The following is a 12,794-nucleotide window of genomic DNA, read 5'->3' on the forward strand; positions in this document are numbered from 1 at the left end:
ACTTATTTTTTAAGAAAAACGAGGTTGTCTTTCTTCTTTCGTACTGGTTGTTTTGTTCAGTTTTCAAAGAGCAATTTTGTTTGTTGCTGTTTCAAATCAGCAACTTTATTAATATATCAGATAACCAATGCTGCGTCAACAACTTTTTTATAAAATTATTTTTACAAAAGCGCTAACTCAACGCTGGAAGTTTATTATAGCATTATCGACAAATTAAGTCAACACAAAACGAGAAAATTTCTTTTTATCTAATAAAGGGATTAAATAAAGCGGTATTATGTCCTTTTTTGTACTCCCTTCATTAAATTATAAATCTCGTATTGTCTGGTTACCTTACTCCTGCTCAGCATAAAAATCCCGCGGGAATTTATTTTCCCGCGGAATATCCTCTATAGAGTCTATAAATTCGTCACGCTTATGGAATTATTTAATAATAATTTCTCCATCCCACTCCAGCATTCCGCCGCTCATGTTTGATACATTAAACCCTTGCTCTTGTAAAAAAGCGGTTGCGTTATGGCTTCTTCTTCCAGACCGGCAGATCATAATATATTCCTTATCTTTATCTAATTCCTCATAAGCAGCCGGTATATCGCCTAAAGGAATATGCAAAGCATTTTCAATGATTCCTTGTGCTACTTCTTCATCTTCTCTGACATCGATCAACTGAATATTATCGTTTTCTCTGATAGTATCCACTTCTGCCGGTGTAAGCTCTTTTATATCTGCCATTTTCTCTCATCTCCTTCTGTTTTCCTTCTTTATTATATTAAATGCATTATGAATAGGATTCAAATCGTTTGATTAAACTAAGGCAAAACTTAATTATTTTATGAATAGAAGGTGTTATTGATGGCTTATATCAGTTTATTGTTTTTAGCTCTCTTTTTCGCTCCGGCAGAAGCAGCTTCGAATGATGCGATGCAAATCCAAACGTATGAAGAGGATGTTACAGGAGATGGAGAGAAAGAGCTGTTAGAGTTAAAAGGAAAATTATTTGCTGCAGATGGTGTTTATTATCAAGATATTTGGGTTGAAATTTCCAGCCCCTCTACTGATAAAACATGGCGGATAAACTATGGTGGAGGATACGATCCCGAATTACATTTTGCAGAATTAACTCACAACGGTGTCATGGATATTCTTTATCAGAGTCCTACCGGCGGAAGCGGCGGATTATATACTTCTCAGTTAAATCAATGGGAAAAAGATGATTTTATCGAGCTTCCACTGCCAGTAGAGCAGCCCGTGAAAGGGGAATTTATGGATGGTTTTCGAGTGTCCATTCAATTGCTTCCAGATGAAGACCCCATCATTTTAGATGTCTCGGGCCAAAAAGAAGAATATATCCGTTTAAAGCTATACGATGAGCAGGGGAAACTTCTGGAACCTACAACACTTATGATTGATCCTGTTGCATTTTTTGACATCATTGACTTAGACGATGAAGGTCAAAAAGGTCTTAAGAGCTTTCAGCAAATAAGTGGTGCTTATCATGCAGACGGAATTGGAACCGTGGAATCGATTTGGATGTATGATGAGGGGAAATGGATGCTGCTAGAAACAGACTTGCAAACAGATCTTCCGCGTTTGGATAATTCCTCCAGTTAGTATTTTTTATAAAGAAAACATAGAAAAACCGGACTATAATCAATTTCTGCCAAGCGAATTTTGATTATAGCCCGGTTTTCAGTTAGAGAAAATGGATTAATTAGCTACAACATTAACAAGTTTATCTGGAACAACAATCACTTTTCGAATTGTCTTCCCGTCCAGCCATTTTTTTATACTTTCTTGATTTAAAGCCATTTTTTCAAGGTCGTCTTTTTCAGTACCTGCTGGAACGCTTAGTTTCGCACGTACCTTGCCCATCACCTGCAAAACAACTTCCACTTCTTCTTCCACCAGCTTCGATTCATCGTAAGCAGGCCAGCCAGCAAGGCTTATAGAATCTTCATTGCCCAGCTTTTGCCAAATCTCTTCACACATATGCGGAGCGACTGGAGAAAGAAGCTTCACAAAGCCTTCTGCGTAATTTTTCGGGATTGATTCTGCTTTGTAGCATTCATTTACAAATACCATCATTTGAGAAATACCTGTATTAAAGTGAAGATTCTCAAAGTCCTCTGTCACTTTCTTAACCGTTTCATGATAAACCTTATCTAATTCTGTTGCAGCTTCATCTGTAATCTTATCTGTTAATGAATTATCATCATTGATATACAGTCTCCAAACACGATCCAAGAAACGCCGGGAGCCATCTAAACCATTTGTTGACCAGGCAACAGAAGCATCTAATGGTCCCATAAACATTTCATACAATCTTAGCGTATCTGCGCCATGAGAAGAAATAATATCATCCGGATTAACAACATTTCCTTTTGATTTACTCATTTTCTCATTACCTTCTCCAAGAATCATCCCTTGGTTAAATAATTTTTGGAAAGGCTCCTTCGTGGAAACAACTCCAATATCATAAAGGAATTTATGCCAGAAACGTGCATATAACAAGTGAAGCACAGCATGCTCTGCTCCGCCGATATATATGTCGATTGGAAGCCATTCCTCCAATGCTTTTGGATCAGCAAGCTGTTCCGTATTATGCGGATCAACATAGCGCAGGAAGTACCAGCAGCTGCCGGCCCATTGCGGCATCGTATTTGTTTCTCTTCTGCCCTTCATTCCTGTTTCCGGATCAACTACATTTACCCAATCTCCATTCGTGGCAAGCGGAGATTCTCCAGTTCCCGATGGTTTAATCTCGGTCATTTCCGGAAGTTCCAATGGAAGCTCCTCATCCGGCACAGCAGTCATGCTGCCATCTTCCCAATGAATGATTGGAATCGGCTCTCCCCAATAACGCTGCCTTGCAAAAAGCCAGTCACGCAAACGATACGTGATTTTCTTTGTCCCTTTTTTATTTTCTTCCAGCCATTCAATCATTTTAGAAATAGCCTCATCTTTATCCAGTCCATCCAAAAATCCAGAATTAACATGGGGTCCGTCTCCTGTATAAGCTTCCTCTTCTATATTTCCGCCAGCGACTACTTCTCTGATTGGCAAATCAAACACAGAAGCAAATTCATAGTCACGCTCGTCATGTCCAGGAACTGCCATAATTGCTCCGCTTCCGTAACTCATCAATACATAATCTGCTACCCAGATCGGCATCTTCTCTCCATTAACAGGATTAATCGCATAGGCTCCCGTAAATACACCTGTTTTTTCTTTGGCAAGATCCGTACGTTCTAAATCAGACTTCGTTTGTACGTCATGCAAATATTTTTCCACAGCTTCTTTTTGTGCTGCGGTTGTAATTTTTTTAACAAAATCATGCTCTGGTGCCATAACAGCATACGTTGCTCCGAACAATGTATCCGGACGTGTTGTAAATACAGTAAAGGTTTCCTCATGTCCTTCAATGGAGAAGGTCACCTCAGCCCCTTCGGAACGCCCAATCCAGTTACGCTGCATTTCCTTCAGGCTTTCCGGCCAATCCAATTCTTCCAAATCAGAAAGCAGTCGATCTGCGTACGCCGTTATTTTAAGCATCCACTGCTTCATCGGTTTACGAACTACCGGATGCCCCCCGCGTTCACTCTTCCCATCAATTACTTCTTCATTGGCAAGCACCGTTCCAAGAGCAGGACACCAGTTGACAGCCACTTCATCCATATAAGCCAAATCATTTTCATAAAGCTTTTTGAAAATCCATTGTGTCCACTTATAATAATGAGGATCTGTTGTATTGATTTCCCGGTCCCAATCATAAGAAAAGCCTAACTCTTTAATCTGTCTCTTAAAGGTTTGAATATTTGCTTCTGTAAATTCTTTAGGGCTGTTTCCTGTATCAATGGCATATTGCTCTGCCGGAAGTCCAAAAGCGTCCCAGCCCATCGGATGCATGACCTCATATCCTTGCATTCTTTTCATTCTGGCTAAAATATCAGTTGCCGTATAACCTTCCGGGTGGCCAACGTGCAGCCCCTGGCCGGATGGATAAGGGAACATATCAAGTGCATAAAATTTCTCTTTATTAGAAAATGTATTTGTTTTGAATGTTTGATTGTTATCCCAATATTTTTGCCATTTTCTCTCGATTTCCTGATGTTGAAAGCTCATTATAATCCTTCCTTTCGTCCTGACTCTTGTATCGTTCAATCACATACGGCACGGACATCTATATCCCGATTTCTTATAAAATCAGGTATAAAAAAAGCCACTCATCCCAATGAAGGGACGAGAAGCTGTGTTTATTCCCGCGGTACCACCCAAATTAACGCTAAGAAGCGCTCGCTTGACATCGGTAACGTTGATGAAACGACAGTAACTACTCTGATTTCATTACTGCAAACTAAAAAGGTGAGTTCATACGTCTATCAGTAGCAGTTTTCACCACCCACTGCTTCTCTAAAACTGATAAAACCTATTACTAATCCTTTTTCATCGTCTTTCGTTTTATGATAGATACTGGAATTATAATGAAATAAATATTCCGTGTCAAGTTGACCTGACGTATCTTACTTCTTAGTATACACTTATTTTTATAATTGGAAACCATATCACGAGGAAAAATATAATACAGACTGTTGACTATTCAATTGGAAGCGGAGCAATAAACATTTTACCGTTTTTCTTGTTATAATGAAATACAGCATATTTCCATTGGAAAAAATACAGAAGGAGACAGTAACATGCTATTAAATGTTTTAACCTGCGCACATGCACTTTTAAAAGAAAGCCTGAAAGAAGGAGATACAGCTATCGACGCGACCTGTGGAAACGGATATGATACATTATTTTTAAGCCAGACTGTCGGCCCTTCCGGCAAGGTATATGGATTTGATATCCAGGAGCAGGCCATTCAAAATACGAAAGCGACACTTTACGAAAATGACTGTCATAATGTAACCCTTATTCAGGACAGCCATGAAAAGATACATAGCAATATTAAAGAAGAAATTTTTGGCGGCGCTATTTTTAACCTTGGCTATTTGCCAAAAAGCGATAAATCAATAGTCACAAAAGCGCCCTCCACCATCGCCTCGGTTGAAGCGATATTGAAAAAACTGAAAACAAACGGTCTGATCGTTCTGGTTATTTATTATGGACACCCGGGCGGCGGGGAAGAAAAAGAAGCGGTTCTTTCTTACGCTTCACAATTAAATCAAAAAGAATATCAAGTGCTCAGGTACCAATTTATCAATCAGCAAAATAAAGCACCTTTTTTAATTGCTATCGAAAAAAAGAAACGCTCTGCATCATAGAGCGTTTCTTATGCAATTCCTAAAAATAGTAATCGAAAGAATAAATTTAAGAAGTGCCCGGCTGTCATGATAATAAATATAATAAATGAAATCATGAGCACACGGGAGCGAAGTGTCTTATATTTTTTGGGATAGGGAATCCAAATATAAGCTGATACAACCATGAGCGGGACAGAATATAAATATCCAAATAGATAAACCCAGTCGCGCAATGCAGAAAGGTCACCCAGTTCAGGGTCTTGCAGGCTGTTCAACTGATTCATATATCCGGCTGCAAAAATAATAGTTAGCAAAATAAAATAACCAAATGTTGTCAGACGCAGCCATTTTTGCTCATCGCTTATCAGAATATAGACACCGATAAAAAATAAAATCCCTATTACAATTTGAATCAACATGAAAGTACAACCCCATTTTTAACGATAAATCAGTTCTCTGCGCCACATGCAAAACTTTCTCTCTCTGTAAAAGTCCGCCTGTTTGTATGGATGTCCCATTATCCATAGCGAGATTAAAACAGATTTATACAATTACTTATTCCAGTTATGACTGGAACATCTGTTACTGCTCCCATTGTCAAATCAACAACGTGGAAATTACTTAGAATAGCATTTCTGTTTATCTCTTTATGTTATTACTATCCTTAAGTAACCAGCTTATTTATTCTACCATAAAAAGATGCGTATCTGTAGAGGATAAAAAGAAATAAATCTACATTCAAACTTATTATCCACATCAAACAAATGACTTAGAATATATGCCTACAATTAGGAGATTACGATAGGAATAACAAGTCTTTCTCCTTCATTCAGTACTAAAATCAACTCATTTAGAACTGCCTTTCCAGATAATATTTCCTTTGATATACTTTAATCAATATGACTGAGTTGGAGGAATACAAATGATTGAATCATATAAAGGAATAACCCCGTCTATTGATTCTGCCGCATTCATTGCCAAAAATGCAGTAATCAACGGAGACGTGACGATTGAAGAAGAAGCAAGTATTTGGTTTCATACGGTGATTCGCGGTGATGTAGCACCGACAAAAATAGGTAAGCGTACCAATGTCCAGGATCTCTCTATGCTGCATCAAAGTCCTGATATGCCGTTAATTCTTGAAGATGATGTCACTGTTGGACACCAAGTCACCTTGCATTCAGCAATTATACGCCATCATGCGCTGATTGGCATGGGGTCCATTATTTTAGATGGCGCAGAGATCGGGGAGCATGCTTTTGTCGGCGCAGGAAGTCTGGTGCCGCCGGGCAAAAAAATACCGCCCCGCACATTAGCTATGGGTAGGCCGGCTAAAGTGGTTCGTGAATTAACCGATAAAGACTATCAAGAAATGGACCGCATCCGTAAATCCTATGTGGAAAAAGGACAATATTATTTAAAAGAAACAAACATGGGCGGAAATGAGTAAAACCATCCTATTCCAAAGAAAAACGTCAGGCATCTTCAAACACCTGACGTTTTTTTATTTTGCAGTCAACGCTTTTAATTCTTCGACTTTATCTGTTTTTTCCCATGGGAATGTAATATCTGTACGTCCGAAATGGCCGTAAGCAGCTGTGTTTTTAAAGATTGGCCTTCTTAAATCAAGCATGCGGATAATACCTGCCGGACGCAAATCAAAAAGCTCCCGGACTGCTTCCACTAATCTCTCTTCACTGACTTCCCCTGTACCGAACGTATTGATTGAGATAGAAACGGGCTGTGCAACGCCAATCGCATAAGCCAGCTGAACCTCACAAGAATCAGCAAGACCTGCAGCAACAATATTTTTAGCAACATAACGGGCCGCGTATGCAGCAGAACGATCCACTTTCGTTGCATCTTTACCGCTAAAAGCGCCGCCGCCATGTCTGGCATAGCCTCCATAAGTGTCTACAATAATCTTTCTTCCGGTCAAGCCGACATCGCCTTGCGGACCGCCTAAAACAAAGCGCCCGGTCGGGTTAATATAGTACTTTGTTTTTTCATCCAGTAATTCACCGGGTACAACAGCTTCGACAACATGTTTAATAATATCCGCTTCGATTTGTTCATTCGTAATATCCGGATGATGCTGCGCGGAAATGACAACCGTATCTACACGCAGCGGCTGGTTATCTTCACCGTATTCAACGGTTACCTGTGTTTTCCCGTCTGGACGCAGATAGCCGATAATCTCTTCCTTCCGGACATCTGCTAATCTTTTGGATAAACGGTGTGCTAAAGAAATTGGTAAAGGCATCAGCTCTTCAGTTTCATTACATGCATAACCAAACATTAATCCCTGGTCACCGGCACCAATTGCCTCGATTTCTTCTTCGCTTTCTTGTCCTTGTCTTGCTTCCAGCGCAACATCCACACCGCCGGCAATATCAGGAGACTGCTCATCAATAGCAGTCAATACAGCACATGTTTCTGAATCAAAACCATATTTTGCCCGTGTATAGCCAATTCCTTGTACTGTTTCACGTACAATTGCAGGAATATCTACATATGTACTTGTAGAAATCTCTCCGGCAACTAAAACAATTCCAGTTGTAACCGTAGTTTCACAAGCTACTCTGGCATTCGGATCCTTCGAGAGAATCTCATCCAGAATAGCGTCTGAAATTTGGTCAGACATCTTATCCGGATGCCCTTCAGTAACTGACTCAGAAGTAAATAAACGACGATTTGCAGCCATAAGGCTAACTCCCCTTCTCCAATAATGTTACGGAACTCTATTTCAATATAAATTTATCATTCCACCCAATGTGGTTTCATTTTTTAGAGGATATTTAAAAAGTCTCCTAAAAACAAAAAAACCTCTCCTTCAAAATATATGAGGAAAGGAAAACTTATTGGCCTTTCGCTCTTATTGTTCAAGGAATGATCCTTGCATCAGGTTAGCACCTTTCACTTCAAGTGAGGTTGCTGGGCTTCATCGGGACTGTCCCTCCACCATCTCCAAATAAGAGTATCCGTTCAATATTTAGATTAACGAAACAAGCCTCTCCTGTCAACCTTATTATCATTTGTGACAGAAAAAATAATTTTTCATAAATTAGTATGGACTATTATATTTAATGTGTTATACTAATAAACATATTTCAAGATAAAATCAATTCTAAACCATTAATTAAGGAGTGAATAATTGCTTTATGAAAATATTGCGGAGAAGTATACTGGAGGAGCTCACTTTAACTAATATTTACAGCAACTATTCTGTTGGCCAGCTTATTGAAAAAATTATTCATCGTGATGAAGCAAAATTAACATCTACTGGCGCGGTCCGTGCCACCACTGGAAAATACACGGGACGTTCTCCAAAAGATAAATTTATTGTAAAAGATGCTTTGTCAGCGGATAAGGTAGACTGGGGAAATGTTAATCAGCCTATTGAAGAGGAAGTCTTTAATCAGCTGCTGGGCAAAGTGATTGCCTATCTAGATAACCAAGAGGAAATTTTTCACCTGCAAGCTTATGCGGGTGCGGATGAAAAATACAAACTGCCTATTCAGGTAATCAATGAATACGCTTGGCATAATTTATTCGCAAGACAATTATTTATTCCTGTTGAAAAAGACATGGAGCAATTACATGAAGCTGATTTTACAGTAATCTCCGCTCCCGGTTTTAAAGCAGACCCGGAAGTTGACGGTACAAACTCCGAGGCTTTTGTTCTCATTTCCTTTGAACAGCGCATTGTGCTTATCGGCGGAACAGAATATGCTGGAGAGATAAAAAAATCTATCTTCTCTGTAGCTAATTTCCTGCTCCCTGAGCAAAATGTTCTGTCCATGCATTGCTCCTCTAACGTTGGAGATGAAGGCGATGTTGCTTTATTTTTCGGGTTATCCGGAACTGGAAAGACCACACTTTCAGCTGACATTGACAGAAGATTAATCGGTGATGATGAGCATGGCTGGAGTGACGAGGGTGTCTTTAATATTGAAGGCGGCTGCTATGCAAAATGCATTAATTTATCCGCAGAAAAAGAACCGCAAATCTTTGATGCGATCCGCTACGGATCTGTTCTGGAAAATGTCGCCTTGGATGAAGATACACGCGTCCCGGATTATGATGATACTTCGTTAACAGAAAATACACGGGCAGCTTATCCATTAGAAAATATTGATAACAGCTTAGAGCCAAGTGTGGCTGGACATCCAAATACAATTATTTTCCTGACCGCAGATGCTTCCGGTACTTTGCCGCCAATCAGTAAATTGACAAAAGAGCAGGCAATGTATCATTTCTTAAGCGGATACACGAGCAAACTGGCTGGTACAGAACGTGGTGTAACTAAGCCTGTAGCTACATTCTCAGCATGCTTCGGATCTCCGTTTTTACCATTAAATCCATCTGTCTATGCAGAAATGCTCGGAGAAAAAATTGATAAATTTGATGCAAATGTATTTCTGATTAATACTGGCTGGACCGGCGGCATGTTCGGTGTGGGAACGAGAATGAAATTATCCTACACGCGTGCGATGGTGCATTCCGCTTTAATCGGCGAGTTAAATGACGCGGAAACAACAACAGATGAAATTTTCGGATTGGCTATTCCAAAATCCATTCCAGGTGTTCCTGATGAAGTGCTTGTTCCTAAAAATGCTTGGGCGGATAAGGAAAGTTATGAATTGGAAGCTAAAAAATTAGCTGGAAAATTTCATATGAATTTCGAGAAATTCACGGAAGTCAGCGAAACAATTCAACAGGCTGGTCCGCTGTATCGTCCAGTATAATCAAACAGCTTCTCCAAAATAGCATATTCACGCGTTAAAAGGGTAAACTCCAATTTGGATTTACCCTTTTTTCTTGCTGCTCTTTCCTTTTCACCTCACAAAATCTCCAAATTCTAGGCGTTCACACAATCATCCCGCGAAACATATATTTATAGAAGATATTCAAGAACAGTTTTTTGAGAAAGGAAGGAAGAAGAAAATGAGAAAGCTCGCTTGTTTCATTCTATTGATTTGTTCTCTGCTTCTCATTAGTGCCTGTAATCAAAATAAAATGACCCAGATAGACCTTGCAGAAGTCACACGATCTATTTTTTATGCACCGCAATATGTTGCTTTAGAAAAAGGCTTTTTCGAAGAAGAAGGACTGGAGGTTGATTTGCAAACAACATGGGGCGGCGATACGACAATGACAGCACTGTTATCTGACAGCGCAGATATTGCGCTGGTCGGCTCAGAAACATCTATCTATGTCTATGCTCAGGATTCCAGGGATTACGCTGTGAACTTTGCCCAGCTGACTCAGACAGACGGCACATTTTTAGTAGCCAAGGATGCAGATGAAGGATTTAATTGGGAGGATTTACGCGACAGCCATTTTCTCGGCCAGCGTGTCGGCGGAATGCCCCAGATGGTTGGAGAGTATGTTTTGAAGCAGCATGATATCAACCCTCAAGAAGATTTAAATTTAGTTCAGAATATTGATTTTGCAAATATTCCAGGCGCTTTTGCCAGCGGCGATTATGAGTATGTGCAGTTATTTGAACCAACCGCAAGTATTTTTGAAGCGAATGGCCAGGGTGAGATTGTCGCCTCTTTCGGAGAAGAATCCGGGCAAGTGCCGTACACTGTCTTCATGGCAAAGCAAAGCTTTTTAGATGAAGAAGAGGAAACGGTCGAAGCATTTACCAGAGCAATCTATAAAGCACAGCAATGGGTGCAGGAAACAGATTCGTTAGAAATTGCCGAAGTGGTAGAGCCATATTTTGAAGATACCGATGTAGAAATGCTCGCGAATGCCATCGACCGTTATAAACAGCAGGGATCCTTTGCGACATCTCCACTGCTGAAAGAGGATGCCTGGGAAAACCTAAAAGATATTATGGATGAAGCTGGAGAACTCCCTGGAGACGCTCCCTATGAAGATCTCGTCAACACAGAGTATGCAGAGCGGATTATCGGGGAATAAAGGAGGCCAACAATGTCTTATCTTACATTAGACCGGGTATCTCATTACTACTTCTCCAAAAAACAATATACAGAAGCGCTGCACAATATCTCTTTCTCTGTGAAAAAGAATGAATTCATTTCATTGCTCGGACCAAGCGGCTGTGGTAAATCTACGCTGCTCTCTCTTATCTCTGGAATGCTGCAACCTGCTGAAGGCAATATTTTAGTGAACGGTAAGAAAATAGAGGGAAGCGATTTAGAAATCGGCTACATGCTCCAGCAGGATTATCTGTTTCCCTGGAAAAATATTATTGATAATGTGCTCATTGGACCCAGAATCAGAAAACGGCAGCCAGAGGATTTAAAGCAAAGAGCAATTGCCCTTTTGGAAGAAGTCGGTCTAGAAAATGTCGCAGATAAATACCCTAATGAATTATCAGGAGGGATGCGGCAGCGGGCGGCATTAATCAGAACACTTATCACAGAGCCGGAAATTCTCTTACTGGATGAACCCTTTTCTGCTCTGGATTTTCAGACAAAGCTAAAACTGGAAGTATTGGTAGCTGATTTATTAAAAGCTTATCAAAAAACAGCGATTCTGGTAACACATGATATTGGGGAAGCTATTTCAATGAGCGACCGGATTATTCTGATGTCTTCGCATCCCGGTGCAATTGAAAAAGTATATGACGTGCCTGTTGAATTACGAAATGAATCACCGTTTATGGCAAGAAAGCATCCAAAATACAGCCGGCTTTTCGATAAAATCTGGGCGGACTTAGACCAGCAAAAAGATACAGTAAAGCCTCTAGAGGAGGATGCTTATGAACGGCCCTAAGTTATTTGCACTCTATCAGCAAAAATTAAAAAAAGAGGCTAAGATTGTACTGACCTGGCAGCTGTCTATTTTAATTTTATTTTTTGCTCTCTGGGAGACAGCCAGCAGGTTTTACTGGATAGATCCGCTGCTCTTCAGCTCGCCCAGCCGGGTATTCAGCTCGATATGGAGCCGGCTCTTAGAGGGATCCTTACTCAGTCATATTCAGATTACGCTGCTTGAAACCATCCTCGGCTTTTTGATCGGCACAATTGCCGGGATTATCATTGCTTCTATGCTCTGGAGCTTTCATCGTTTTGCGAAAGTCATGGATCCTTATCTGGTAGTTTTTAACGCGATGCCAAAAGTGGCTCTCGGCCCGATACTCATCGTAGCACTTGGTCCCGGCTATTTATCAATCATTGCGATGGGATTTATTATTTCTGTTATTGTTACCACCCTTGTTGTATTTGCGGCTTTCAACGAGGTAGACCAAAATTATTTAAAAGTGTTGCGGAGCTTTGAAGCAACAAAATGGCAATGCTTTAAAGAAGCGGTTTTTCCTGCCTCCTTACCAGCTATTATCTCCACCTTAAAGGTGAATGTCGGGCTATCCTGGGTAGGAGTTATTGTCGGGGAATATTTAGTTTCCAAACAGGGGTTAGGATATTTAATTATTTACGGCTTTCAGGTATTTGATTTTACGCTTGTTATGTCCAGCCTTGTCATCATCGCTATCCTTGCGGCGATTATGTACAAAACCGTAGAAAAAATAGAGCAGATGCTGATCCGAAAATAGCAGCCAGCGCTCAGCTG

At 40.2% G+C, this 12,794-nt stretch carries 11 protein-coding genes, 1 riboswitch and 1 other annotated feature; of the genes, 7 read left to right on the plus strand and 4 right to left on the minus strand.

Annotated features, from left to right (window positions below; genetic code table 11):
- Positions 1-423: 423 nt before the first annotated feature.
- A complete protein-coding gene (locus ACW0TQ_RS13160) occupies positions 424-732 on the minus strand; it encodes a rhodanese-like domain-containing protein (RefSeq protein WP_193065444.1) in 309 nt (102 codons plus the stop codon).
- Between the two features lie 120 nt (positions 733-852).
- Here ACW0TQ_RS13160 and ACW0TQ_RS13165 point away from each other — a divergent pair, with 120 nt between their 5' ends.
- The gene (locus ACW0TQ_RS13165; protein ID WP_455725765.1) at positions 853-1,611 is read left to right on the plus strand and encodes a hypothetical protein; all 759 of its coding nucleotides are present in this window, start codon (positions 853-855) and stop codon (positions 1,609-1,611) included.
- A gap of 96 nt (positions 1,612-1,707) precedes the next feature.
- Here ACW0TQ_RS13165 and leuS read toward each other — a convergent pair whose 3' ends face one another.
- The gene (leuS, locus tag ACW0TQ_RS13170) at positions 1,708-4,122 is read right to left on the minus strand and encodes a leucine--tRNA ligase (protein WP_289584326.1); all 2,415 of its coding nucleotides are present in this window, start codon (positions 4,120-4,122) and stop codon (positions 1,708-1,710) included.
- 110 nt (positions 4,123-4,232) lie between these two features.
- Positions 4,233-4,456, minus strand: a binding site (T-box leader).
- Between the two features lie 238 nt (positions 4,457-4,694).
- Between leuS and mnmM the strand changes: the two genes are divergently transcribed.
- The gene (gene mnmM / locus ACW0TQ_RS13175) at positions 4,695-5,267 is read left to right on the plus strand and encodes a tRNA 5-(aminomethyl)-2-thiouridylate-methyltransferase MnmM (RefSeq protein ID WP_289584327.1); all 573 of its coding nucleotides are present in this window, start codon (positions 4,695-4,697) and stop codon (positions 5,265-5,267) included.
- Between the two features lie 8 nt (positions 5,268-5,275).
- On the opposite strand, the gene ACW0TQ_RS13180 is transcribed toward mnmM, so the two are convergent.
- Complete coding sequence (locus ACW0TQ_RS13180) at positions 5,276-5,665, minus strand: hypothetical protein (RefSeq protein WP_042530708.1); 390 nt, start codon at positions 5,663-5,665, stop codon at positions 5,276-5,278.
- Positions 5,666-6,168: 503 nt separating this feature from the next.
- On the opposite strand from ACW0TQ_RS13180, the gene ACW0TQ_RS13185 reads away from it, so the two are divergent.
- The gene (locus ACW0TQ_RS13185) at positions 6,169-6,696 is read left to right on the plus strand and encodes a gamma carbonic anhydrase (protein WP_042530706.1); all 528 of its coding nucleotides are present in this window, start codon (positions 6,169-6,171) and stop codon (positions 6,694-6,696) included.
- A gap of 54 nt (positions 6,697-6,750) precedes the next feature.
- On the opposite strand, the gene metK is transcribed toward ACW0TQ_RS13185, so the two are convergent.
- Entirely contained in the window at positions 6,751-7,950 is a 1,200-nt protein-coding gene (metK, locus tag ACW0TQ_RS13190; RefSeq protein WP_042530704.1) for a methionine adenosyltransferase, read from the minus strand.
- A 168-nt stretch (positions 7,951-8,118) separates the two neighbouring features.
- Positions 8,119-8,224, minus strand: a riboswitch (SAM riboswitch).
- Between the two features lie 183 nt (positions 8,225-8,407).
- Here metK and pckA point away from each other — a divergent pair.
- From pckA to ACW0TQ_RS13210, 4 genes are all read left to right on the plus strand, one after another.
- Positions 8,408-9,994, plus strand: a complete 1,587-nt coding sequence (gene pckA / locus ACW0TQ_RS13195; RefSeq protein WP_193065451.1) for a phosphoenolpyruvate carboxykinase (ATP) — start codon at positions 8,408-8,410, stop codon at positions 9,992-9,994.
- 199 nt (positions 9,995-10,193) lie between these two features.
- Complete coding sequence (locus tag ACW0TQ_RS13200; protein WP_455725766.1) at positions 10,194-11,180, plus strand: ABC transporter substrate-binding protein; 987 nt, start codon at positions 10,194-10,196, stop codon at positions 11,178-11,180.
- Between the two features lie 12 nt (positions 11,181-11,192).
- A complete protein-coding gene (locus ACW0TQ_RS13205) occupies positions 11,193-11,999 on the plus strand; it encodes an ABC transporter ATP-binding protein (RefSeq protein WP_042530700.1) in 807 nt (268 codons plus the stop codon).
- Complete coding sequence (locus tag ACW0TQ_RS13210) at positions 11,986-12,777, plus strand: ABC transporter permease (protein ID WP_139089033.1); 792 nt, start codon at positions 11,986-11,988, stop codon at positions 12,775-12,777. The genes ACW0TQ_RS13205 and ACW0TQ_RS13210 overlap by 14 nt, the downstream gene beginning before the upstream one ends.
- The last annotated feature ends 17 nt before the right edge of the window (positions 12,778-12,794 follow it).

The sequence above is a fragment of the Oceanobacillus sp. M60 genome, assembly GCF_053839645.1.

Bases quoted from the DNA above. Each gene is read 5' to 3' on its own strand.
- pckA (WP_193065451.1), top strand. From the start codon at position 8,408: ATGAAAATATTGCGGAGAAGTATACTGGAGGAGCTCACTTTAACTAAT.
- ACW0TQ_RS13180 (WP_042530708.1), bottom strand. From the start codon at position 5,665: ATGTTGATTCAAATTGTAATAGGGATTTTATTTTTTATCGGTGTCTAT.
- metK (WP_042530704.1), bottom strand. From the start codon at position 7,950: ATGGCTGCAAATCGTCGTTTATTTACTTCTGAGTCAGTTACTGAAGGG.
- ACW0TQ_RS13205 (WP_042530700.1), top strand. From the start codon at position 11,193: ATGTCTTATCTTACATTAGACCGGGTATCTCATTACTACTTCTCCAAA.
- ACW0TQ_RS13165 (WP_455725765.1), top strand. From the start codon at position 853: ATGGCTTATATCAGTTTATTGTTTTTAGCTCTCTTTTTCGCTCCGGCA.
- mnmM (WP_289584327.1), top strand. From the start codon at position 4,695: ATGCTATTAAATGTTTTAACCTGCGCACATGCACTTTTAAAAGAAAGC.
- ACW0TQ_RS13210 (WP_139089033.1), top strand. From the start codon at position 11,986: ATGAACGGCCCTAAGTTATTTGCACTCTATCAGCAAAAATTAAAAAAA.
- leuS (WP_289584326.1), bottom strand. From the start codon at position 4,122: ATGAGCTTTCAACATCAGGAAATCGAGAGAAAATGGCAAAAATATTGG.
- ACW0TQ_RS13160 (WP_193065444.1), bottom strand. From the start codon at position 732: ATGGCAGATATAAAAGAGCTTACACCGGCAGAAGTGGATACTATCAGA.
- ACW0TQ_RS13185 (WP_042530706.1), top strand. From the start codon at position 6,169: ATGATTGAATCATATAAAGGAATAACCCCGTCTATTGATTCTGCCGCA.
- ACW0TQ_RS13200 (WP_455725766.1), top strand. From the start codon at position 10,194: ATGAGAAAGCTCGCTTGTTTCATTCTATTGATTTGTTCTCTGCTTCTC.